The 20,592-nt window shown below is 32.9% G+C and carries 20 protein-coding genes; 7 read left to right on the top strand and 13 right to left on the bottom strand.

The genetic code is table 11. The annotated features are described in order from the left end of the window. Positions 1-108: 108 nt before the first annotated feature. Complete coding sequence (locus AAFU52_RS17720; protein WP_438422894.1) at positions 109-1,740, bottom strand: ABC transporter substrate-binding protein; 1,632 nt, start codon at positions 1,738-1,740, stop codon at positions 109-111. Between the two features lie 132 nt (positions 1,741-1,872). Here AAFU52_RS17720 and mtaB point away from each other — a divergent pair, with 132 nt between their 5' ends. Further along, a complete protein-coding gene (mtaB, locus tag AAFU52_RS17725) occupies positions 1,873-3,186 on the top strand; it encodes a tRNA (N(6)-L-threonylcarbamoyladenosine(37)-C(2))-methylthiotransferase MtaB (protein ID WP_438422896.1) in 1,314 nt (437 codons plus the stop codon). 79 nt (positions 3,187-3,265) lie between these two features. Here mtaB and AAFU52_RS17730 read toward each other — a convergent pair whose 3' ends face one another. After that, positions 3,266-3,577, bottom strand: a complete 312-nt coding sequence (locus tag AAFU52_RS17730) for a GNAT family N-acetyltransferase (protein WP_084050413.1) — start codon at positions 3,575-3,577, stop codon at positions 3,266-3,268. A 297-nt stretch (positions 3,578-3,874) separates the two neighbouring features. Between AAFU52_RS17730 and AAFU52_RS17735 the strand changes: the two genes are divergently transcribed. From AAFU52_RS17735 to AAFU52_RS17745, 3 genes are all read left to right on the top strand, one after another. Further along, positions 3,875-4,546 carry an alpha/beta hydrolase gene (locus tag AAFU52_RS17735; RefSeq protein WP_438422897.1) on the top strand — a complete coding sequence of 224 codons (672 nt, stop codon included), beginning with the start codon at positions 3,875-3,877 and terminating at the stop codon, positions 4,544-4,546. Between the two features lie 67 nt (positions 4,547-4,613). Further along, positions 4,614-5,564, top strand: a complete 951-nt coding sequence (locus AAFU52_RS17740) for a lytic transglycosylase domain-containing protein (protein WP_024771180.1) — start codon at positions 4,614-4,616, stop codon at positions 5,562-5,564. A gap of 211 nt (positions 5,565-5,775) precedes the next feature. Then, a complete protein-coding gene (locus AAFU52_RS17745; protein WP_438422898.1) occupies positions 5,776-6,144 on the top strand; it encodes a sulfite exporter TauE/SafE family protein in 369 nt (122 codons plus the stop codon). A gap of 7 nt (positions 6,145-6,151) precedes the next feature. Here AAFU52_RS17745 and AAFU52_RS17750 read toward each other — a convergent pair whose 3' ends face one another. The 4 genes from AAFU52_RS17750 to AAFU52_RS17765 form a co-directional block, all read right to left on the bottom strand. Then, complete coding sequence (locus AAFU52_RS17750; RefSeq protein WP_438422899.1) at positions 6,152-7,024, bottom strand: hypothetical protein; 873 nt, start codon at positions 7,022-7,024, stop codon at positions 6,152-6,154. Positions 7,025-7,182: 158 nt separating this feature from the next. Next, positions 7,183-7,992, bottom strand: a complete 810-nt coding sequence (locus tag AAFU52_RS17755) for a TlpA family protein disulfide reductase (RefSeq protein ID WP_438422900.1) — start codon at positions 7,990-7,992, stop codon at positions 7,183-7,185. 150 nt (positions 7,993-8,142) lie between these two features. After that, complete coding sequence (locus tag AAFU52_RS17760) at positions 8,143-8,658, bottom strand: hypothetical protein (protein WP_024771176.1); 516 nt, start codon at positions 8,656-8,658, stop codon at positions 8,143-8,145. An 8-nt stretch (positions 8,659-8,666) separates the two neighbouring features. Then, on the bottom strand, positions 8,667-9,551 hold the full coding sequence (locus AAFU52_RS17765; RefSeq protein ID WP_024771175.1) for a DUF6263 family protein: 885 nt from the start codon (positions 9,549-9,551) through the stop codon (positions 8,667-8,669). 176 nt (positions 9,552-9,727) lie between these two features. On the opposite strand from AAFU52_RS17765, the gene rpmH reads away from it, so the two are divergent. Then, on the top strand, positions 9,728-9,886 hold the full coding sequence (rpmH, locus tag AAFU52_RS17770) for a 50S ribosomal protein L34 (RefSeq protein ID WP_074410140.1): 159 nt from the start codon (positions 9,728-9,730) through the stop codon (positions 9,884-9,886). Positions 9,887-9,987: 101 nt separating this feature from the next. Next, positions 9,988-12,840, top strand: a complete 2,853-nt coding sequence (gene carB, locus AAFU52_RS17775) for a carbamoyl-phosphate synthase large subunit (RefSeq protein WP_438422901.1) — start codon at positions 9,988-9,990, stop codon at positions 12,838-12,840. A 191-nt stretch (positions 12,841-13,031) separates the two neighbouring features. Here carB and AAFU52_RS17780 read toward each other — a convergent pair whose 3' ends face one another. Then, positions 13,032-15,284: a TonB-dependent receptor gene (locus AAFU52_RS17780; RefSeq protein WP_035092311.1), complete on the bottom strand. Its 2,253-nt coding sequence runs from the start codon at positions 15,282-15,284 to the stop codon at positions 13,032-13,034. 696 nt (positions 15,285-15,980) lie between these two features. On the opposite strand from AAFU52_RS17780, the gene AAFU52_RS17785 reads away from it, so the two are divergent. Continuing rightward, entirely contained in the window at positions 15,981-17,198 is a 1,218-nt protein-coding gene (locus AAFU52_RS17785; protein ID WP_024771172.1) for a S8 family peptidase, read from the top strand. Between the two features lie 97 nt (positions 17,199-17,295). Here the strand turns inward: AAFU52_RS17785 and AAFU52_RS17790 are convergent, their stop codons facing one another. The 6 genes from AAFU52_RS17790 to AAFU52_RS17815 form a co-directional block, all read right to left on the bottom strand. After that, positions 17,296-17,676: a c-type cytochrome gene (locus AAFU52_RS17790; protein ID WP_024771171.1), complete on the bottom strand. Its 381-nt coding sequence runs from the start codon at positions 17,674-17,676 to the stop codon at positions 17,296-17,298. Positions 17,677-17,746: 70 nt separating this feature from the next. Continuing rightward, complete coding sequence (locus AAFU52_RS17795; RefSeq protein WP_024771170.1) at positions 17,747-18,289, bottom strand: acyl-CoA thioesterase; 543 nt, start codon at positions 18,287-18,289, stop codon at positions 17,747-17,749. 43 nt (positions 18,290-18,332) lie between these two features. Next, positions 18,333-18,701: a hypothetical protein gene (locus tag AAFU52_RS17800; protein WP_024771169.1), complete on the bottom strand. Its 369-nt coding sequence runs from the start codon at positions 18,699-18,701 to the stop codon at positions 18,333-18,335. Positions 18,702-18,703: 2 nt separating this feature from the next. Beyond that, positions 18,704-19,864, bottom strand: coding sequence for a serine hydrolase domain-containing protein (locus AAFU52_RS17805; protein ID WP_024771168.1), 1,161 nt, complete (start codon positions 19,862-19,864; stop codon positions 18,704-18,706). Between the two features lie 13 nt (positions 19,865-19,877). Then, positions 19,878-20,231: a hypothetical protein gene (locus tag AAFU52_RS17810; protein WP_024771167.1), complete on the bottom strand. Its 354-nt coding sequence runs from the start codon at positions 20,229-20,231 to the stop codon at positions 19,878-19,880. A 10-nt stretch (positions 20,232-20,241) separates the two neighbouring features. Then, the gene (locus tag AAFU52_RS17815) at positions 20,242-20,580 is read right to left on the bottom strand and encodes a hypothetical protein (RefSeq protein ID WP_438422905.1); all 339 of its coding nucleotides are present in this window, start codon (positions 20,578-20,580) and stop codon (positions 20,242-20,244) included. Positions 20,581-20,592 lie beyond the last annotated feature (12 nt).

Raw genomic sequence — 20,592 nt, forward strand, 5'->3', positions numbered from 1 at the left:
ACTTAATTTGTTTAGATTAATAAAATTATTTATTTCTGCTAAAATACAATTTTCGTCGATATAAAGCATTTTAAGTCGATATAAAGTAAAAAAAATTCACAAAAATGCTTACTTTGTCTTCTCTTTCCATACTCGTTTTAATACCAGGAAGTTTTGTGGATTATTGGTAAGACCTTTTACGTTTTTTTGAGTAAATCGAACTACCTGATCATAATATAGAGGAACGATGGGAGCATTGGCAATAATAATAGAATCCATTTTTACATAGTGCTGCTCTCTTATTTTAATATCTGTTATTAAGAAACTTTCTTCGTATAACCGATCAAAAGTCTCATTTTTAAAATGTGTGTAGTTGGGACCATGGGGAGTAAAGTTTTTACTGTAATATGGCGATAGAAAATTTTCGGCATCCGGGTAGTCTGCAATCCAACTGGCACGAAATGATTCTAGTTTTCCTTTCCATTTCTTTTGGCGTATTGTCGAAGGGGGCATTACATCTACTATGATATTTAATCCTGCCTTTTCAAGCTCTCGTTGTATAAACTCACAAATGCTTTGGTAATTTGCATCTGTTGCAATTCGTATGGTTGGATTGTTTTCTCCTGTTTGTTTTTTGTAGGTTTCGACTAACTTACGGGCTTTTTCAGGATCATAGTCATAACCGGGAATACTATTAAATCCGGGAATACCCTTGGGAATAAAACCATGTGTTGCAGGAGTTCCTATGCCATTCTTTAGATAGGTGATCATCTTCTTTCTGTCGAAGCCATAATTAATAGCTTTTCTTAATAGTTCTGATTGTATTTCCTTCTTGTCTGTATCCAGATAGAAGCCCAGGTATTCAGAATTCAGATAAGAGCCTTTACTAATATTGACACGGTCTTTGTATTTCTCTCTCAACTTACCGCTAGGCGTTAATAACTCATCTTTATATGAAGCATCCAGGCTGTTTAATAAATCGATATTTCCTTTGGCAAACTGTAAAAATTCACTTTGCTTGTCTGGTAAAAAGGTAATGGCTACAGCTTCAAGATAGGGGAGTTGTTTGCCTTTTTTGTCCTTTTCATAATACAATTCGTTTTTACGTAAAACGAGCTTGATATTTTCTTCCCATAATTTAAATTTAAAAGGACCAGTGCCAATGGGATTGGCTCTAAATTGATTCCCGTAAAATGCTACCACTTCTTTAGGGACAACAGAGCAATACCGCATACTCATCAATCCCAAAAATGCAGGAAAAGGTTTTTTTAGTTTGATTTCGAAAATAGTATCATTAATAGCTTTGTAGGTGTCTACAGTCTTTAGAACCCAATTACCAGGCGATGCTACTTTGGGATCAACCAATCTGCTAAAGCTATACACAAAATCCTCTGCAATAACATGTCGGGTGCTGTCTTTGGTCTTGAATTGTTCGTGCTTATGAAATTTTACATCATTTCGAAGTATAAAAGTATAGGTAAGAGCGTCTTCAGAAATTTCCCATCTTTTTGCAACGTCTGGCTTAATATGTAATGAATCATCTAGTTGTATCAAGCTGTTAAACAGTTGATTTGTAGACCAGATATTAGCTACATCTCTGGCAAATGCCGGGTCTAATGAACTTATATTTTCATATTGATTGTACCGAAATATCAAATGATCTCTGTTTTCTTGAGAAGAATCTCTACAGGATGTTAGAGTTAATAAAATATAAGCTATTGCTAAATAACGAGTTATGAAAAAATAATGAATACACTTCAATTTTAGTAAACGAATTATTGTTGGTATATTTGCACCCTGAAAATTTATTCTAGAGCGACTCAATATTTTTGAGTTTTGGTATGGGTAAATATAATGAGATTTCTGCCCCTGCGGAAATGACACTTATGTTTTATGAGAAAAAAAGTTGCTTTTTATACTTTAGGTTGTAAACTGAATTTTTCAGAAACCTCTACAATAGCTAGAGATTTTACAAATGAAGGCTTTGATCGTGTAGATTTTTCTGAGAATGCTGATATCTATGTAATTAATACATGTTCTGTTACCGAAAACGCAGATAAAAGATTTAAAACTATAGTTAAACAAGCTCAAAAGGTAAACCCTGATGCTTTTGTTGCTGCTGTGGGATGCTATGCCCAGTTAAAACCAGAAGAATTAGCTTCTGTTGATGGTGTAGACTTAGTTTTGGGAGCTACAGAGAAATTTAAGATTACCGATTATATTAATGATCTTTCTAAGAATGATTTTGGAGAAGTACATTCTTGTGAAATCGAAGAAGCCGATTTTTATGTGGGTAGTTATTCTATAGGGGATCGTACCCGCGCATTCTTAAAAGTGCAGGACGGTTGCGATTATAAATGTACCTATTGTACAATCCCGCTTGCCAGAGGAATTTCAAGAAGTGATACCCTACAGAATGTGCTGAAAAATGCTAAGGAAATTTCTGAAAAAGGAATTAAAGAGATTGTGCTTACCGGAGTTAATATAGGAGACTATGGTAAGGGTGAGTATGGAAATAAGAAACATGAACATACGTTTTTTGAACTGGTACAAGCATTAGATAAAGTCGATGGTATAGAGCGATTACGAATTTCATCTATAGAGCCAAATTTACTTAAAAATGAAACTATAGATTTTGTATCAGGATCCAGGACTTTTGTGCCTCATTTTCATATTCCTTTACAGTCTGGTAGTGATCATATCCTAAAACTAATGCGACGCAGATACCTTAGCGATCTATATGTTGATAGGGTACATAGAATAAAAGAAGTAATGCCTCATGCTTGTATTGGGGTTGATGTTATTGTTGGTTTCCCTGGGGAAACTGATGATTGCTTTTTGGATACCTATAATTTCTTATCTCGTCTGGATATATCATATTTACATGTATTTACCTATTCTGAAAGAGATAATACTGTTGCAGCAGCTTTAGATGGCGTGGTTTCACAAGATGTAAGAAAGAAAAGAAGTAAAATGTTACGTGGATTATCTGCAAAGAAAAGAAGAGCGTTTTATGAAAGCCAGTTGGGAACAGAAAGAACAGTTCTGTTTGAGTCTGAAAATAAGGAAGGATATATACACGGTTTTACCGAAAATTATGTGAAAGTAAAAATGCCGTGGAATCCGTTGTATGTAAATACTTTACATGAGATAAGGCTAACAACTATTGATGAAGATGGGATAGTGAGATTTGATTTTGTAACGTAAAAACTAAGAAGAATTCGATATATAGTACAAAAAAAGTCTGCCGTAAAGCAGACTTTTTTTGTACTAATAATGTAGTAAACTATATGTTTATTCCGACAGGAAGCAGATCTTTATATTTCCTTCGGTTCTTTCGCATAAATTTTGCAATAATAGGGCTAGTAGGTACTAATCTAATATTGCGATCTTCAATTACATTAAATACTGCAATGATAAAATCTTGTTCATAACCTTTTTCAAGGTGTTCTTCACTCATGATAAGTTTAGTAAGAAAAATTTTTCTTTCTTGTAGCGCGTATTCGATCTTTGCTTTTTGACCGTCAATTGTAGTTTCGAATTGTCTTAGAAATTCATTGTCGATAATTTCTAATTCAACAGCACTCATGTTCTCCATATTTTTTAAAATTATGAGGTATTTAATCAAATGTTTATAAGGAGTTAACCTTACTAATCATAACAACCTTATTAGAGAAGGTTTTCTAGATATATCTATCTGAAATAAAGGTTATTAACTTAAAAAAAATAAGGTTTAACCTTGCCTCTTCTAACTAAGATTAGTTAGTTCTAAAATTCCCTTTTGCAAAAATTTAACTCAATATTTCCTTTTTTCTAACAAAGGAATACTATAATTTTGATACGCAAAGATAAGAAAATTAGAGTTTTAAATTTAATACCCACTGTTAAAATACCTATGTCGCAGGAAGTTAGCCATGTTTATTTTGTTCCAGGGATGGCAGCAGATGTTTCGATATTCGAATATATTAAGCTTCCCGAGGATAAATTTGTGACTCAAACTCTACCATGGAAGATTCCTGATAAGAACGAATCTATTGAGAATTATGCCAAACGTATGTGTGAAGAAATTGAGCATAAAAATTGCATCTTGATCGGAGTATCGTTTGGTGGAGTGATGGTGCAAGAGATGAGTAGGTATTTGAATTTAAAGAAACTTATCATTATTTCGAGTGTTAAAAACAAGTTTGAGTTACCTACCCGAATTAAAATTGCCAGAAAAACCAGGGCTTATAAATTGTTGCCTACAGCAATAGTTTCTAAAATAGATAATTGGGAAAAATTGGCTTTTGGTGATTTTGCAAAAAAACGAGCTGCTATGTATCAAAAATATTTATCAATTAATGATAAAAGATATTTAGATTGGGCTATTGAAAAAATGGTATGCTGGGATCAGGAAAAAACACCAGATGAGCTTATTCATATTCATGGTGATAAAGACATCGTTTTTCCTATCGCAAATATAAAAAAATGTATAACAGTTGATGGGGGAACTCATGTTATGATTGTAAATAGAGCTAAGTGGTTTAATAAACATTTGCCCGAAATAATTAGTGATAACTTGCGTTAATCTAACTTTTTACGCTATATTGTAAAATAAATTTTATTCCCCAATAAAATCAAAATCTACTTAAGTAATGAAAACAATTAAGAAATTTTTAGTTCTCTTAGGTGTGCTGTTCACCTTCGGAATTTTAGTAAATGCTACACAAGACCATCAGCCAGAAAAACCTTTGGCACAAGAAGTTCTAGAAGAAAAATTGATAAATGATTATAATGTATATGCTATAGCAATGCCAGATAATCTTAATTTTTCTGGAGAATTAGTTCCAATAGAAAATCCAGATATAAGAGAGCGAATGGATAGAGAATTGTTGGTTAATACCTACTGGCAATCTAATGGTTTACTTCTTTTTAAAAGAGCAAATAAGTATTTCCCGATTATAGAACCAATCCTTAAAGAACAAGGCGTTCCTGATGATTTTAAATATCTGGCGGTAATCGAAAGTAGCTTGACTCAAGCAGTATCTCCAGCAAGAGCAACAGGGTTTTGGCAAATCTTAAAAGGCACAGCTAAAGAGTACGGACTAGAGGTAAATGAAAATGTAGACGAACGTTATCATATCGAGAAATCCACAATGGTGGCTTGTAGATATCTTAAAAAAGCAAAAGAAAAATTTGGTTCCTGGACTTTGGCAGCAGCAGCCTATAATGCTGGTAGAGCAGGGGTCAATAAACGACTAGAAAAACAAAAAGTGGCTTCATACTATGATCTTTTATTAGGAGAAGAGACTGGAAGATATGTGTTTAGAATTGTTGCAGTGAAAGAAATCTTAAGCAACCCAAAGAAATACGGCTTTAATTTTAGTAATGAAGATTTATATACTCATATCCCTACATTTAATGTTTTGGTAGATGAACCTATTGCTGATTTCACTGCTTTTGCCGAGCAATATGATATCAATTATAAAATTTTAAAACTACATAATCCCTGGCTTAGAGAAGCCCGTTTAAATAATCATTCTGGTAAAGAGTATCTTATAAAAATACCAAGAGAAGGTTATTACAAAACTACAACCGGACAATAATAATTTGAGATTTTTTATCTAAGTTAGCTACTTGTTTTAAAGTAGTATGAAATATGGCATGATATGGCATTAAGAAAAATATCTAATGCCGGTTATTGTTTGGATTTCTGGTAAATGGAAATGTTTGAAACTACTTTTAATAAGAGAACGTTGAGATCATACGTTCTTAATTTTATGACTAGTTACCAAGTGATTACTAAAATTTAAATGTGTGAATACTTCAGTACTTATTTCGTTAATTTTAATTGGGTTATTAGCAGGTTTTTTTAGTGGTACATTGGGGATAGGAGGAAGTGTGATTATGATTCCTCTTCTGATTTTATGGGTAAACTTTTCTCAACACGAAGCACAAGGAACTAGTCTTGCAGTACTAGCAGTCCCTGTAACGTTGTTAGCAGCATATAATTACTATCAGGAAGGATTTGTGAATTGGAAATACGCGATTATAATAGCAGTAACTTTTATTATTGGAGGATATTTAGGAAGTAAACTAGCAATTTCTATAAATCAGGCATTACTAAAAAAAATCTTTGGTGGAGTATTGTTAATAGTAGCGATAAAAATGATTTTTGGGAAATAATATTATCTTAAAAATCTATAATAGGTATAAAACCTCCGTCCTTTTTCATATATATGATTTTCCAACTCCAAACGTTATTATATTTGTTATTTATAAAACCAGTAAAGTACGGCTTGTTTTTGTGAGTTATTGTTGCTAGTTTTTTTGAACCAGAGATGTGATATGTAACCTCATTCTCAGGAATGTCTATTGGAGTATATTCTTTTCCTTCTGTAATAGTCTGAAAAGACTCTTGAATATCAGCTTCTAGATCTTTTATAGATACTGATGACCCGTTAGAATTCCTTTCTTTTAATGATTTTTGCATTCTAACCTGATTGACTTTTAAATATTTGTCGATCAACCCTTTTTTAATCATTTGATCTACTTGGGATACAAACTCTGTAAAACTTTTATGATCCGAGGATTCAAAATCTTCAGTATGATCCCATAGGCGATCATCAATACCATCTATTTCAAAGGTAAAAAATTCTGGTTTTTCTTCTTTCAATTCTATTTTTATACCTTCATTAATGAATTGACCAATTTCGGGTTGATAAACACCAATTTCATATTTTTTAAAATTCCCTGAAAGCCGTATTGTATTTATCCCATTGATTAAAAAATCTTCTATAGGTATCTGCGATGATTTACTTCTGGCGCCAGATTTGGTATCTTCTTGAGACCTGTAAAGTATGGGAAGCCCGTTTATGAATATACTACCATAAGATTCATTATAAAAATGAACAAGAAGATAAAATTTTGTCACTTTAATTTTTTGAATTTTAGTGCTTTGCCCTTCTTTTTCTATGTTTCTGATAATTGCTTCTTCCTTTTTAGAAGAATTAGAATAGCTTGTTAAAATGAACAGAGATAATGCTAAAACCTTTGGTAAATTCATTATATTACTTTTTGAATTCTTAAACCACTTTCGATAAATAATCTTTCAATTAGGTTTTTAAAATTAGTATTTTTAAAAGAATACAAATACCCTGTTTCTAGTGAAAGTTTGTTATGGAATGATGTTAAAAAACAAGAGCAATAAAGTAAAGAGTAATTTTAGTTATTATCCTTTTTGATATTTATAGAGTCGCGTTCTCGTTTATATCTTTCATATTCTTCATCAATATCACGTTCTTCATCTGTACGTCGATCTTCATTTTCTTTTGCTTCAGCCTCGGCATTGTTTATTTCAGTATTTAAATCCAAATCAGCAATTAAAAGAGAAACACCTTTTGATAATGAATTAAAGTGGATATTGTAAGAGTTGGTTAGTGTTTCACTTGAGTGATGAGTAACAATTTTTCTAATATCCAGTATCTTTTTATCTCCACCCATAAAATACATCATAGGAAAGCCCAATGCGTGCTTTAATTTATTGATAATATATGAGTCCTGATTCGTTTTTTCATCAATGTGGACTAGGTGAATGTTGCTATTGTACTCTTTTACTTTTTCTTTTAATTTTTCTTTATTATCCCAGAAGAGCACTACAAAGTCAATCTGATCATGAAATCTATCGGCTAGATCATTTAGCGCAGGGATTTCTCCAATGCCAGGAACACACCAGGAAGCATATGTAATAAGAAAAATTGGTTTTTCGTAATCTCTTAAAAGAATAGGATCTCCTTTTAGTGGATATACATTAAAGTTATCCATATAAGTTCCACTAAGGTGATTAGTTACCAGAGAGTCAAATAAGAATTCAGCACGTTCCAAATCTTTATCTTGATAAGCAAGATCAATTTTTTGGTTATATTTTACGATATGTGCCGAAATAGCAACCGAAAATGGTATTTGTCTTTCTTCTTGAGCAAAGGAATTGCTAAAATATAAAGAGAGTATTCCTAATACTAATAATTTCTTCATTATAAATAGATTACGGTAGCTAATGTAATATAATGCCATCAAAAATAACATTTTTTAGGTGTAAAACTTTAGTTGTTAGCTTAATTAAAAAACGTTCTAAAGATTGTATTAAACTATCATTAAACGTAATTTTTAATACAATTAGTATGCCTAAATTTTCTTCATTTGCTGTTTCATCATTGTTATCTGATCCTTAAGCATGTTGTGTTTGTCTAATTTTTTAGCTTCTGTGAGTAACATTTGGGCCTCTCTTTTACGACGTTTAGTCATTGCAATACCAGCAAGATTTAATTTTGCCACTGCAAGATCCTGATTCATCGATAATCCTAGCTTAATTGCTTTTTTAAGATGTTTTTCGGCTTGTGTGATATTGGTTTGCGATAGCATAATACCAAGAAGGTAGTTGTGGTATCCTTGTTGTTTTATAGTAAGAGCACTTTCGGGGTTTTTGATTTTGTTTAACCATTTTTTGGCACCCTCAAAATCTTGTTTACGTAACCTTAAGAAAGCCAGGAGAATTAATTCGTTTTTAAAGTATAAAAAGACAAAAATAGCAGCTAATAAAATAAGCATAATTCCATTACCTACATATCCTTCTACTATCTGCCATATTGCTACTCCGGTAACGATTGCTGCGATTACTAATTTTATATTTTTATTGTACATTTTAAACCTTATTTTATTGTTTTGTAGTTGTTTTTAAATTTTATTGACGTAGGTATTTTAGTGTCCGGCATGGTAGAGATTAATGTATTTCCTTTACAGATACCTTCTGTGCTTCCTTCTAGCATAAGCCCTGTTTTACTATTAACAGTTATCATTGCTTTTTGAGAACCCGATACGATTACAGTAGCGCTAGCATTTACATTTTCCATTTCTACTTCTGATGTACCTGCAATAGTAGCATTTTCATCCGTAATTGAGGCAATATTCCATTTATTTTTACTTTTCATTTTCCCAGTATACTCATTTTCCCATTGGTCACCTAATGTAGCTTTATTATCACCATAGATATAGGTCATTTGCTCAAAATTACCCAATAATTGGTTATCTCCCCATTGTTGATCTAAACTAGTGCGTACTTGTGCCACAGCATTTGGATCTGTAATGCCAGCATTTTTTATCATATTATCAATAAGGACTTCTGTTCCCTCTAAAGCATTAATTTTGCCATTTTTTTGCATTACCATGGTAATAGGGGAGTTAATAAGTCCTTGAAAAATAAGACCTTGTATATCAGTAGAATCTGGTATTATAGAAGTATCCATATCCATAAGAACTCCTAAAGAGGGAGAACTCGTTTTCATTTTTAATATTTGATATTTCATTTCTATATAAAACAGGCTATTTTCTACTTTTTTCACTACAAAAGACATCTCTGCGCTAATATCATTTGTGATCGTTTGCTTCGTTCCAGAAATATCTTGTGTAATTATCTGTTCAGAATCCTGGCGAATTGCAAAAGAATCTCCAACATTTAAATTATATTGCAAAGTAGCTTGAGAAAACCCGGTAATTGATAGTAATAGTACTAGTATAAAAATGATTGATTTTTTCATGAAAATAGGATTGTGATTTTCTTGTGCAAAGAAACTAATTTTTTTGGATAAAAAATATTTGATATTTACGTTTGTCAAAGTAAAAACTCTTTGTATATTTGCCCGCAGTTTTGGGAAGAAGTTCTCATAAAAGATCAAGTTAGATATTTCAAGAAGATTTATAAAGATATACAGCAATGAAAAGAACGTTTCAACCATCGAAGAGAAAGAGAAAAAACAAACACGGTTTCAGAGAGCGTATGGCTTCTGCAAATGGTAGAAAGGTGTTGGCTCGTAGAAGAGCAAAAGGAAGAAAGAAAATATCTGTTTCGTCTGAACTAAGACATAAGCACTAATGATAACGTTCATTAAAAATATTGAAGGTGTTACTTTATAGGTAACGCCTTTTTTTATATCTAATACATAATTTTATAGGAAAAGCCAATACTGTTATTACATGCCAAAAAGAGAAAAACTAAAAAGTATACTTATTATAGGATCGGGACCAATTGTTATTGGTCAAGCGTGTGAGTTTGATTATTCTGGTACACAAGCACTACGTTCTTTAAGAGAAGATGGAATAGAAACTATTCTGATCAATTCGAATCCTGCTACTATTATGACAGATCCTTCTATGGCGGATCATGTATATCTTAAACCGTTAAATACCAAATCAATAATACAGATTCTAAAAGAACACCCTCAGATTGATGCTGTATTACCCACTATGGGAGGTCAAACTGCGCTTAATCTTTGTATTGAAGCAGATGAAAAAGGAATATGGAAAGATTTTGAAGTAGAGATCATAGGAGTAGATATTGATGCTATAAATATTACTGAAGATAGAGAACAGTTTAGAGAACTAATGCTTTCTATTGGGATTCCAATGGCTCCTCAGGCAACTGCTAATTCTTATCTAAAAGGAAAAGAGATTGCTCAGGAATTTGGATTTCCTCTTGTAATTAGAGCATCATATACACTTGGTGGGGCAGGTGCGTCTATAGTTTATAAGGAAGAAGATTTTGACGAGTTATTAACTCGTGGACTAGAAGTTTCTCCTATTCATGAAGTAATGATTGATAAAGCCCTTATCGGGTGGAAAGAGTATGAATTAGAATTGTTAAGAGATAATAATGACAATGTAGTTATTATTTGTACTATAGAGAATATGGATCCTATGGGAATCCATACAGGCGATTCTATCACCGTTGCTCCCGCAATGACTTTAAGTGATAAAACTTTTCAGCGTATGCGTGATATGGCGATCCATATGATGCGTAGTATTGGAGATTTTGCAGGAGGATGTAATGTACAGTTTGCGGTAAGCCCAGATGAAAATGAAGATATTATTGCGATCGAGATTAACCCTAGAGTTTCTCGTTCTTCTGCATTGGCATCAAAAGCAACAGGATATCCGATTGCTAAAATAGCAGCAAAGCTGGCTATTGGATATAACCTGGATGAACTAGATAACCAGATTACCAAATCTACTTCGGCTTTATTCGAACCTACATTGGATTATGTAATTGTAAAAATACCACGATGGAATTTTGATAAATTCGAAGGGTCTGATCGTACATTAGGACTTCAGATGAAATCTGTTGGAGAAGTAATGGCAATTGGTAGATCGTTTCAGGAAGCATTGCATAAAGCTACTCAGTCATTAGAAATTAAGAGAAACGGACTTGGTGCCGATGGAAAAGGATATAAAGACTATGATCAAATTATAGATAAACTTACCTATGCCAGCTGGGATCGTGTATTTGTAATCTATGACGCTATCCAGATGGGAATCCCATTAAGCAGAATACACGAAATCACAAAAATAGATATGTGGTTCCTAAAACAGTATGAGGAATTATATAATCTTGAAAAAGAAATTTCGACATATACCATTCAATCTGTTACCAAAGAATTAATACTGGAAGCTAAACAAAAAGGTTTTGCAGATAGACAGATTGCTCATATGGTAGGGTGTTATGAAAGTGAAGTCTACAACAAAAGAGATGAGTTAGGAATAAAAAGAGTGTATAAATTAGTAGACACATGTGCTGCAGAATTTAAAGCCGAAACTCCTTACTTTTATTCTACGTTTGAAGCAGAAATAGAAACACCAGAAGGAGAAAAATATGTTTCTAATGAAAGTGTTGTTAGTGATAAAAAGAAAATTGTTGTTTTAGGTTCAGGCCCTAACAGGATTGGACAAGGAATTGAGTTTGATTATTGTTGTGTGCATGGCGTTTTGGCATCTGCAGAGTGCGGATATGAAACGATAATGATCAATTGTAACCCAGAAACTGTATCTACTGATTTTGACACTGCCGATAAATTATATTTTGAACCTGTATTTTGGGAACATATTTATGATGTTATCAGACATGAGAAACCTGAAGGAGTAATTGTTCAACTTGGTGGTCAAACGGCATTAAAACTTGCTGAAAAATTAGATCGCTACGGAATTAAGATTATAGGAACAAGTTACCAATCACTTGACCTTGCTGAAGATAGAGGGCATTTCTCTAAATTATTACAGGAAAACAATATTCCATATCCCGAGTTTGATATTGCAGAAACTGCAGATCAAGCACTTGAAGTGGCAGATCGTTTGGATTTTCCAATTTTGGTGAGACCATCTTATGTATTAGGAGGGCAAGGAATGAAGATCGTAATCAATAAGCAGGAATTAGAAGAGCATGTTGTCGACTTACTACGCAAAATCCCTAATAATAAATTACTATTAGATCATTATCTGGATGGTGCGATCGAAGCAGAAGCAGATGCAATATGTGATGGTGAAAATGTGTATATCATAGGAATTATGGAGCATATAGAACCGTGTGGAATTCACTCAGGAGATTCTAATGCTACTTTACCTCCATTTAATTTGGGAGAGTTTGTAATGCAACAGATTAAAGATCATACACATAAGATAGCTCTGGCTTTAAATACCGTGGGATTAATAAATATTCAGTTTGCTATCAAAGATGATACAGTATATATCATTGAAGCAAATCCAAGAGCTTCGAGAACAGTACCTTTTATTGCTAAGGCATACGGAGAACCTTATGTAAACTATGCAACCAAAGTAATGCTGGGAGAAAAGAAAGTGACAGATTTTGATTTCAAACCTCATCTAAATGGATATGCGATTAAACAACCGGTATTTTCTTTCAATAAATTCCCTAATGTTAATAAGAAATTAGGTCCAGAAATGAAAAGTACAGGAGAGAGTATTTTGTTTATTGACGACCTTAAAGATGATCAGTTTTATGATCTATATTCGAGACGTAAAATGTATTTGAGTAAATAGTACTTTATATATAGAAATTATAAAAAACCAGATTGTATACTTTACAATCTGGTTTTTTTATTTAACTCGTTTTAGGCATAAGAAAATGTATAGTTTTCTTAATCTGGTCTTGTGCTTTATTTTTTGAATTCATGTTTATAGATGAAGACAGGTATTAGTAATGCATACAGCTTTTATAGTATGAAAGATGATTAATCTAATTTATATCTTAAACCGATAAATAAACGTCTACCTTGATTTGGTGCATAAATATATGTTGGGTCAAAAGATAATCCATAAGGATTGTCTGCCGTAGGAATGACATTGCCACTAGTGTCAAAAACCACATTTTCATCAAAAGGATCATTGGCTCTTGCTATGATAAAAGGATTACCTTTATTAGGTGTCCAGTTCAACAAGTTTTTTACTCCACCGTATACTTCAAAGTTTTTCAAACCATCATAGGTTAGTTGAATATTCTGGATACTCCAAACTTGAGATTCATCTTTTCTTGGATCTAATTCACCCAAAACAGGTAAACGCATTGGGCCATATAGATTTCCTGTGTAATCAATAGTAAAATTATAATTGAAGTTTTTATAAGAAATAGTCCAGGTTCCAGAATATTTTTCGGTAAGTACTTGTTGTTGTTTAATACCATTTTCTTTTTGAGATACGTCTTGAATTGTAAATCCAGCCAAAGCTTTAACGTTACTAGACAGAACAGCATCTAAATTAAAACTTAAGCCCTTACTTGTAGCAGAACCATCTAAATTATCATAAATAACTTGATTTGGGTTGGTATCATAATCTGGTAAGATCGCATTGGTAAAATAAGTGTACCAGGCAGAAGCATCAATACCGATAATCATACTGTTTTTGGTGTATAATTTTCTTAGATAATTAACATTAACATTATACGATTTTTCGGGCTTTAATTCTTCTTCTATGATTACATCCCGAGAACCTGTTAAAGCAGCATGTTCTTCTGCAAATAAATTTACAACTCTAAAACCTGTTCCTGCGTTTATCCTAAAAATGTCGTGTTCTGTGGGTTTAAATTTGTATGCTAATCTTGGAGTAAAAATGTTACCGTGCCTTTTGTCATAGTCATATCTTGCTCCAAGTAATAGTTTATGTTTTTCACTTATAGTTATTTCGTCTTGAGCAAAAAACGAAGGAATTACAATTTTATCTGAATTTTCTGTAATAGGTGTATTGTCATCATAATAATTATAGCGCATTGCCGCACCAAAAAGTAAATCGTGATTTTGTTTGGATTTATCCCAAGTTAATTGCCCAAAACCAATACGCTGTTTTGCTAGATAAAAAGTATCTCCATAAGCAGAATTTTGATCGTGATCTGAGTAGGAAAACTGAAACATCATATTTTCTTCTATCGGCAATTGATATTTACCAATTACTTCGTAACGAGTTGTATAAATACTTTCACCATATATGTCTTTACCACCTCTGAATTCTGGAGTCCATTGCATTTCGCCTCCCCAACGATCTTCATAAAAGAAACGTCCGGCTACAGAAAACACACGATTGTTTTTTCGGGAAAAATCCCATTTTTGAAAAATAGAAATTCTATCTTGTAAAGTAACATCTGTAAAATTATCATTGTTATTATCGATCGGATTTGAGTAATTAAAGTAATTAGCTCCGAAAAGCATATTGGATTTTTTACCAACTTTTGCTTTAAAACCCAAATCAAAATTTGCTTCTCCCCAATCTGTCACATAACTATCGGCAAAAAATATGGGAGCGTTTTCTGGTAATTTTGTAATTACATTAATTAACCCACCAACAGCTTCACTACCATATAGAGAAGAAGCTGGGCCTTTAACTATTTCAACTTGCTCAATTAAAGAGTTTGGTATTCCAGAAAGCCCGTAAACAGTTGATAAACCACTAACGATGGGCATACCATCGATTAAAACCAAAGTATAGGGTCCTTCTAGACCATTTATATGAATATCACCGGTGTTACATACGCTACAATTAATTTGTGGCCGTACACCATTTACATTTTGCAAAGCTTCAAAAATATTAGGAGCGGGATTCTTTTTTAAGAAAGTTGGTGAATATACTTCTACAGGAACAGGGCTTTCAAGTCTTTTTACAGGTTTTAGAGTTCCGGTTATTACGATTTCATCAAGAAGTTCAACCTCTTCAAGATTGATGTCAATTGTAATGTTCTTTCCTTGTAAAGAGATTCGTTTTTGAAACGTTTTAAACCCTGTAAAAGACGCTACCAAAACATAATCACCTTCAGGTATATTTTCAATTATAAAATTCCCGTTTTCCTGACTTACGGTACCTGTTTTAGTACCTTTTAAGTATATATTCACAAAAGGTAAGGATTCGTTATTTGTTGTTACTTTTCCCGAAATATCAAAAGTATCGTTGGCCCTTAAAATATTTGATAATAATAGTAGAAGAATAAAGATATGTTTCATTTTTTGATAGTTGAATTATGAAACAAATATTTTATTTTAATTAAATCTAAATAATGATAATTATCATTATTTAGATGAAAAACTTAGATGTTAATACATTATAAAAGCAAGAATAATAAGAAGAGTACGAGTTGTCTTGAAAAGAAAAGGAAATGGGTTTATGGAGGAGGATTTAGAAAGTGTTAGTTTTTAGGTTTTTATAAAGGAATCACACAAAAACTAATGTTCGATCATGAGTGAAAGTGTTGAATAATGGATTTTTTGTTTCAATGTATTAATAAATGATTATAAATTTAAATGTAATATCGGTTTGTAAATACGAATACCGTAAAAATAATACTGATTTATTCCGAATAATATTTATTGATTTGTTAATTCAGAGTTAATTTACTGTTAAATAAAGTTAAATTTGATTAAACTAGTATTGATTTTTTCTTCTGAAATTTTATTCTATTTAGACATTCTTTTTTTTGTTTAACCTCTTGATTTTCAATAATGCAACACTGTTGCATTATTGAAAATCAAGAGGTGATTTATCTGCTTTGAAAACAATAACCGAGTCATAACTAGCTGTTTGTTACGTGTTTGCCGTATTTGTTTATTTGAATTAATTTCTACTTTTGAACAACAAATTTTAATGAGAGCTCAACATTTTTAATTTACAATCAAACGTTTAACACAAAAAATCAAACAATAATGAAAACTCAACTGAGAATTTTAAGTATGCTAACAGTCTTTTCTCTCTTCTTTTATAGTTGTGAAAAAGATGCTGATGGTGTTACTGATATCGAAACCGGAATAGATACTACTGAAGAAGTCGGAGCAGAACAGGCAATACCTGGAGAATATATCATAATTTATAAAGAAGATAAATCTCTCTCTGGTAAAAGCGCTGGTATGAAAGCTAAATCGCAGCAAACGTTATCCAAATATGCAATAGCAGAGGATAACATAAAACAAACCTATAGCAGTGCTATCCAAGGTTTTCATGTAGAAAACTTATCAGAAGAGCAGGTAAAAACGCTTAAAAATGATCCTGAAATTGCATATATCCAGCCTAATTATATTAGAACATTGGATGTTGAAATGGGAACACCAGTTAAGGCCCTTCCTGCAACTGTGCATAATAAAGGAGCGAACAAAGGTTCTTGGTTACCTAGCGGAGACTTTTTACCATGGGGTATAAATAGAGTAGGTAGAGCAAATGGTGCTGGTAAAACTTGCTGGATTATTGATAGTGGAATCTCACCTCATAGTGATTTAAATATCGATACTAACCGAAGCAGAAGTTTTGTTGGTGGATCATGGCAAGATCAAAACGGACACGGAACTCATGTAGCAGGAACTGTTGCTGCAAAAAATAATGGTTCTGGAGTTATTGGTGTGGCTTATGGTGCTACAGTTGTTTCTGTAAGAGTTTTAAACGCACAGGGTAGCGGTAGTGATGCAGCTATACTTGGTGGTGTAGATTATGTTGCCAGAAATGCAAGGAATGGAGATACCTGGAACTATAGTATAGGGTATAGAAATCGTCATACTGATGCAGCTACAGACAATGCTTTTAGAAACCTAGAGCGAACAACTTATGGTGCTATGGCTGCAGGTAATAGTAATGATGATACACAGTATTATTCACCACAAAGATTACAAACTAGAAACTCTTGGAATGTTGGTAATATGGCAAATGGTGATCGTCCTGCAGGATCTTCTAATTACGGAAGAAGTGTAGATCGTTGGGCTCCAGGTAGTCAGGTATGGTCTACGTGGTTAAATGGAGGGTTTAATAAAATCTCTGGTACTTCTATGGCGTCACCACATGTGGCAGGAATATTATTACTAAGAGGTAACAGTACAGGAACAGATGGTTCTGTAAGTAAAGGAGGCCATACGGCTCCTATAGCTACCACAAATTAATATACGGTAGTTTCATATTTTTGAGTATGTATTTAGAGGCTGGGTAACTCCAGCCTCTTTTTTGTATTTTAAGTAGATACTCTAAAAAAATGGGATGTTATTTTTCTAAAAAACCATCCGCTTCCCAATCCAGGATAATATCTATTGTGGCTTGTGGCAACCTACCTTCTGGTGGCATTACATTTACTCCCGTTGAGTTAACTAAAAGTACAAGATCTCTATTTACACCAACTATAGTTTCTGTGAAATTACGCATAGGGAAAGGAGCCCCGTTTTGAGCAGGAACAGTATGGCAACGTACACATTGACCATCTATAATAGCCTTAACATCTGCATCATATGTTGTAATTTTATTTGGGTTTGGATTTGTATCAGGGTCCGGATCGGGATTAGGTTGTGGGCTATCATCACCACTGCTACAATTAAAGCAAAGTACAGCTATAAGTAACATTAAATTTTTTTTGAATATATTTTCCATAACGGGGTTTTTATATGAAATATACAAAGATTTTGCTAATAGATGGTATAACGTAATGATCTTGATTTAATTATAAATCAATCTTTACATTGTATTGGTCAAGAATTTCGAAATGGGATTCGGGATCAAATTCTGAGTCTTTGAAACGATTACGCCTTGTAACTGCATCTTCTTTACGTATAATACTTCTTACAAAACGACGTATCGAAGTTTTGTTTTCTAAGATCAATCCAGGTATAGGCACACTTTTGCCTTTATCATTTTTGGCCACCATAGTAAAATAACTAGAGTTGCAATGTTTTACTTTACTGGTCTGTATGTTTTCTGATTCGACTCTTACACCTACTACCATAGAGGTATTGCCTACATGATTAACAGATGCTTTAAGGGTTACAAGTTCACCAACCTCAATAGGTTTTAAGAAATCTACTTTATCAACACTGGCAGTAACACAATAGGTTTCTGAGTGTTTAGAAGCACATGCAAAAGCAATTTGATCCATCAAAGACAAGATATAACCACCATGTATTTTTCCACTAAAATTAGAATGGGAGGGAAGCATCAATTCTGAAATAGTTACTCTGGATTCGGTATTGGTTTTGTACTTTTTCATTCTAGTATTCATTTAGTTGATAATGTATGATGTAAGACCCATACTATTTATTTCTAAAGTGTGGAGAGTCTTCTTCAACGACATCGATCACAAAATACTTTGTGTCTCCAAGCCAGGAAATTTTTGCAAAACGCTCCTTATATTTAAGTTTTACATATCTACCCTGAAATTTTTCGAGTTTCTTAATAATGTCTTCTTTCTGGCTTTCAACAGAAAAACTAAATATTTGTGCTCCAGAGATCCCTTGGCTAATTTCGCCTTCCCAGGTTTTAAATACTACTCCTTTATTACTAAATTTTATGAGCTCGCCACTTCTGGTTCCTTCACTATATGATGCATAATATATAAATGCATACCATGCTGCAAAAAGAATTAAGATTACAATGATAAGTATTCCGAGTATTTTTTTCATTTTTAGAATGCGTTATATACTTTGGTCATAAATTCATCGATTTGATTGGGTTCGAGCCATCGAGTAACTACTACCAGGTTTTGTTTTTGATCCACTACGATAAAATTACCACCAAAACCTGCAGCATAGTACAAATGTTCTGGTAATCCTTCCCAGTGTCTTGATCCTTTTTGGTTAAGCCACCACATAAATCCATAGTTCGGGTTTGCCTGTGAGGGTTTGATAGCTTCTTTGATCCATTCTTTTGATAGTAATTGTGTTCCGTTCCAGTTTCCATCATTAAGAAAAAGTAATCCAAACCGGGCATGATCTAATGTGTTAATGAATAATCCACCACCAGAATGACCACCACCGCTTACAGACTGCATATTGATACCATCAATAGCAACCCAGGAGTTATTGTATCCATACCACCTCCATGTGGTTGATGCACCAATGGGGTTCATTATTTTTTCTTTTAGGACCTGTGGCAGTGGTTTTCTCCAAACATTTAGTAAGGAATAGGCTAATACGTTAACTCGAACATCGTTGTACTCAAAAACAGTTCCGGGTTCATTAAGTTTTCTAAATTTCCAATCGTCAATACCACCTTCTTTTGGGGGACGATCTGCCCAGTCATATCCACCCCATAGTTGCCCAGACCAATCTGAGGATTGCGTAAGTAAGTGTCTCCAGGTAATTTTCTTATTATGCTTTCCATCAAATGTATGATCCCATATGGTAGTATGGGTGTGATCATCAACAGAACGTATCAACCTATCATCTACAGCTAATCCTGCCATAGTAGATAAATAACTTTTGGTAACGCTAAATGTCATATCTACCCTGTCTATATCTCCCCATTTCGATATAATGTACCCGTCTTTAATGATAAGTCCTGCAGGGCCGCCTCTTTTTTTGGTAGGCCCCAGAATTTTGTGATATGGTTCTCGCTCAAAACCTTTTACGATTGCTTCACGTAGATCTTTTGATCCCGAATACTCATGATCCTGAGCAAACTGTACTGCTTCTTGAAGTTTTTGTGCATCTATTTTAAATTCGGCGGGACTTTTTTCTTGCCAGTTTCCCCGCTCGGGAAAATAAGCCTGCTGTGCAGTAGCAATATGAAAAACGTTTCCGAAAAGAAATACAAAGAAATATATTTTTATAAGTATAGATTTCATGTGTTTACATCTTTTAATTACTTGTTTTAGTATTGGGCGCAAATACTTTACTCTTTATTATTTTTCTTATCAGAATAAAAAAACCAATTACAAAAAGAATTGATCCTAAAAAGGAAAAACCTTGGATAATATATATAAAGATTACATAAGAATCTACTCCTAACGTACTAATATATGTAGCACCTACAACATTCGAAATACCACATAATAAAGATATAATGCTACCTGTGGTTAATAATATTGCTTCTGTTTTTGACCCTATTTTGGTTATGTAATAGATACATAATATAACTATAACTAATTGTGGGATAGAGGTTAGAATACCCAAAAAAATATGTTTAATAATTTCTGTAATGTCTTGCCCCATAGTTGTTTTTTTATTCTGAAACCTTATTTTTAATAATTTTCTGGATCATCATATAGAAACCGATTATAAAAAGTATGGATCCAATAAATGAAATAGTATTTATTCCAGAGTTGATAATAAGATATGTGTCAAGTCCCCATGAATCTACAAACCTATATATGAATTGATGTAAAATTGCGACTATCAGGATCAGGATATTACCGATAAGTATAAGAACTCCTTCTTTTGTTGCTCCTTTTTTACTCATATAGTAAATCGTAAGAATTATAAATACCAGGATGGGTAGCATGTAAAACAATCCTCCAATGAACCTATGTATGATTTCTGATAAGTTTGAATTTGATACCATAATTATTGATAT

This window comes from Aquimarina macrocephali, from assembly GCF_051627225.1.
GTDB classification, from domain to species: Bacteria; Bacteroidota; Bacteroidia; order Flavobacteriales; family Flavobacteriaceae; genus Aquimarina; species Aquimarina macrocephali.

What these genes read in the sequence shown, in the direction of transcription:
- mtaB (WP_438422896.1), top strand. Translation starts at nt 1,873, where the DNA reads ATGAGAAAAAAAGTTGCTTTTTATACTTTAGGTTGTAAACTGAATTTT.
- AAFU52_RS17730 (WP_084050413.1), bottom strand. Translation starts at nt 3,577, where the DNA reads ATGGAGAACATGAGTGCTGTTGAATTAGAAATTATCGACAATGAATTT.
- AAFU52_RS17735 (WP_438422897.1), top strand. Translation starts at nt 3,875, where the DNA reads ATGTCGCAGGAAGTTAGCCATGTTTATTTTGTTCCAGGGATGGCAGCA.
- AAFU52_RS17740 (WP_024771180.1), top strand. Translation starts at nt 4,614, where the DNA reads ATGAAAACAATTAAGAAATTTTTAGTTCTCTTAGGTGTGCTGTTCACC.
- AAFU52_RS17750 (WP_438422899.1), bottom strand. Translation starts at nt 7,024, where the DNA reads ATGAATTTACCAAAGGTTTTAGCATTATCTCTGTTCATTTTAACAAGC.
- AAFU52_RS17755 (WP_438422900.1), bottom strand. Translation starts at nt 7,992, where the DNA reads ATGAAGAAATTATTAGTATTAGGAATACTCTCTTTATATTTTAGCAAT.
- AAFU52_RS17760 (WP_024771176.1), bottom strand. Translation starts at nt 8,658, where the DNA reads ATGTACAATAAAAATATAAAATTAGTAATCGCAGCAATCGTTACCGGA.
- AAFU52_RS17765 (WP_024771175.1), bottom strand. Translation starts at nt 9,551, where the DNA reads ATGAAAAAATCAATCATTTTTATACTAGTACTATTACTATCAATTACC.
- rpmH (WP_074410140.1), top strand. Translation starts at nt 9,728, where the DNA reads ATGAAAAGAACGTTTCAACCATCGAAGAGAAAGAGAAAAAACAAACAC.
- carB (WP_438422901.1), top strand. Translation starts at nt 9,988, where the DNA reads ATGCCAAAAAGAGAAAAACTAAAAAGTATACTTATTATAGGATCGGGA.
- AAFU52_RS17780 (WP_035092311.1), bottom strand. Translation starts at nt 15,284, where the DNA reads ATGAAACATATCTTTATTCTTCTACTATTATTATCAAATATTTTAAGG.
- AAFU52_RS17785 (WP_024771172.1), top strand. Translation starts at nt 15,981, where the DNA reads ATGAAAACTCAACTGAGAATTTTAAGTATGCTAACAGTCTTTTCTCTC.
- AAFU52_RS17790 (WP_024771171.1), bottom strand. Translation starts at nt 17,676, where the DNA reads ATGGAAAATATATTCAAAAAAAATTTAATGTTACTTATAGCTGTACTT.
- AAFU52_RS17795 (WP_024771170.1), bottom strand. Translation starts at nt 18,289, where the DNA reads ATGAAAAAGTACAAAACCAATACCGAATCCAGAGTAACTATTTCAGAA.
- AAFU52_RS17800 (WP_024771169.1), bottom strand. Translation starts at nt 18,701, where the DNA reads ATGAAAAAAATACTCGGAATACTTATCATTGTAATCTTAATTCTTTTT.
- AAFU52_RS17805 (WP_024771168.1), bottom strand. Translation starts at nt 19,864, where the DNA reads ATGAAATCTATACTTATAAAAATATATTTCTTTGTATTTCTTTTCGGA.
- AAFU52_RS17810 (WP_024771167.1), bottom strand. Translation starts at nt 20,231, where the DNA reads ATGGGGCAAGACATTACAGAAATTATTAAACATATTTTTTTGGGTATT.
- AAFU52_RS17815 (WP_438422905.1), bottom strand. Translation starts at nt 20,580, where the DNA reads ATGGTATCAAATTCAAACTTATCAGAAATCATACATAGGTTCATTGGA.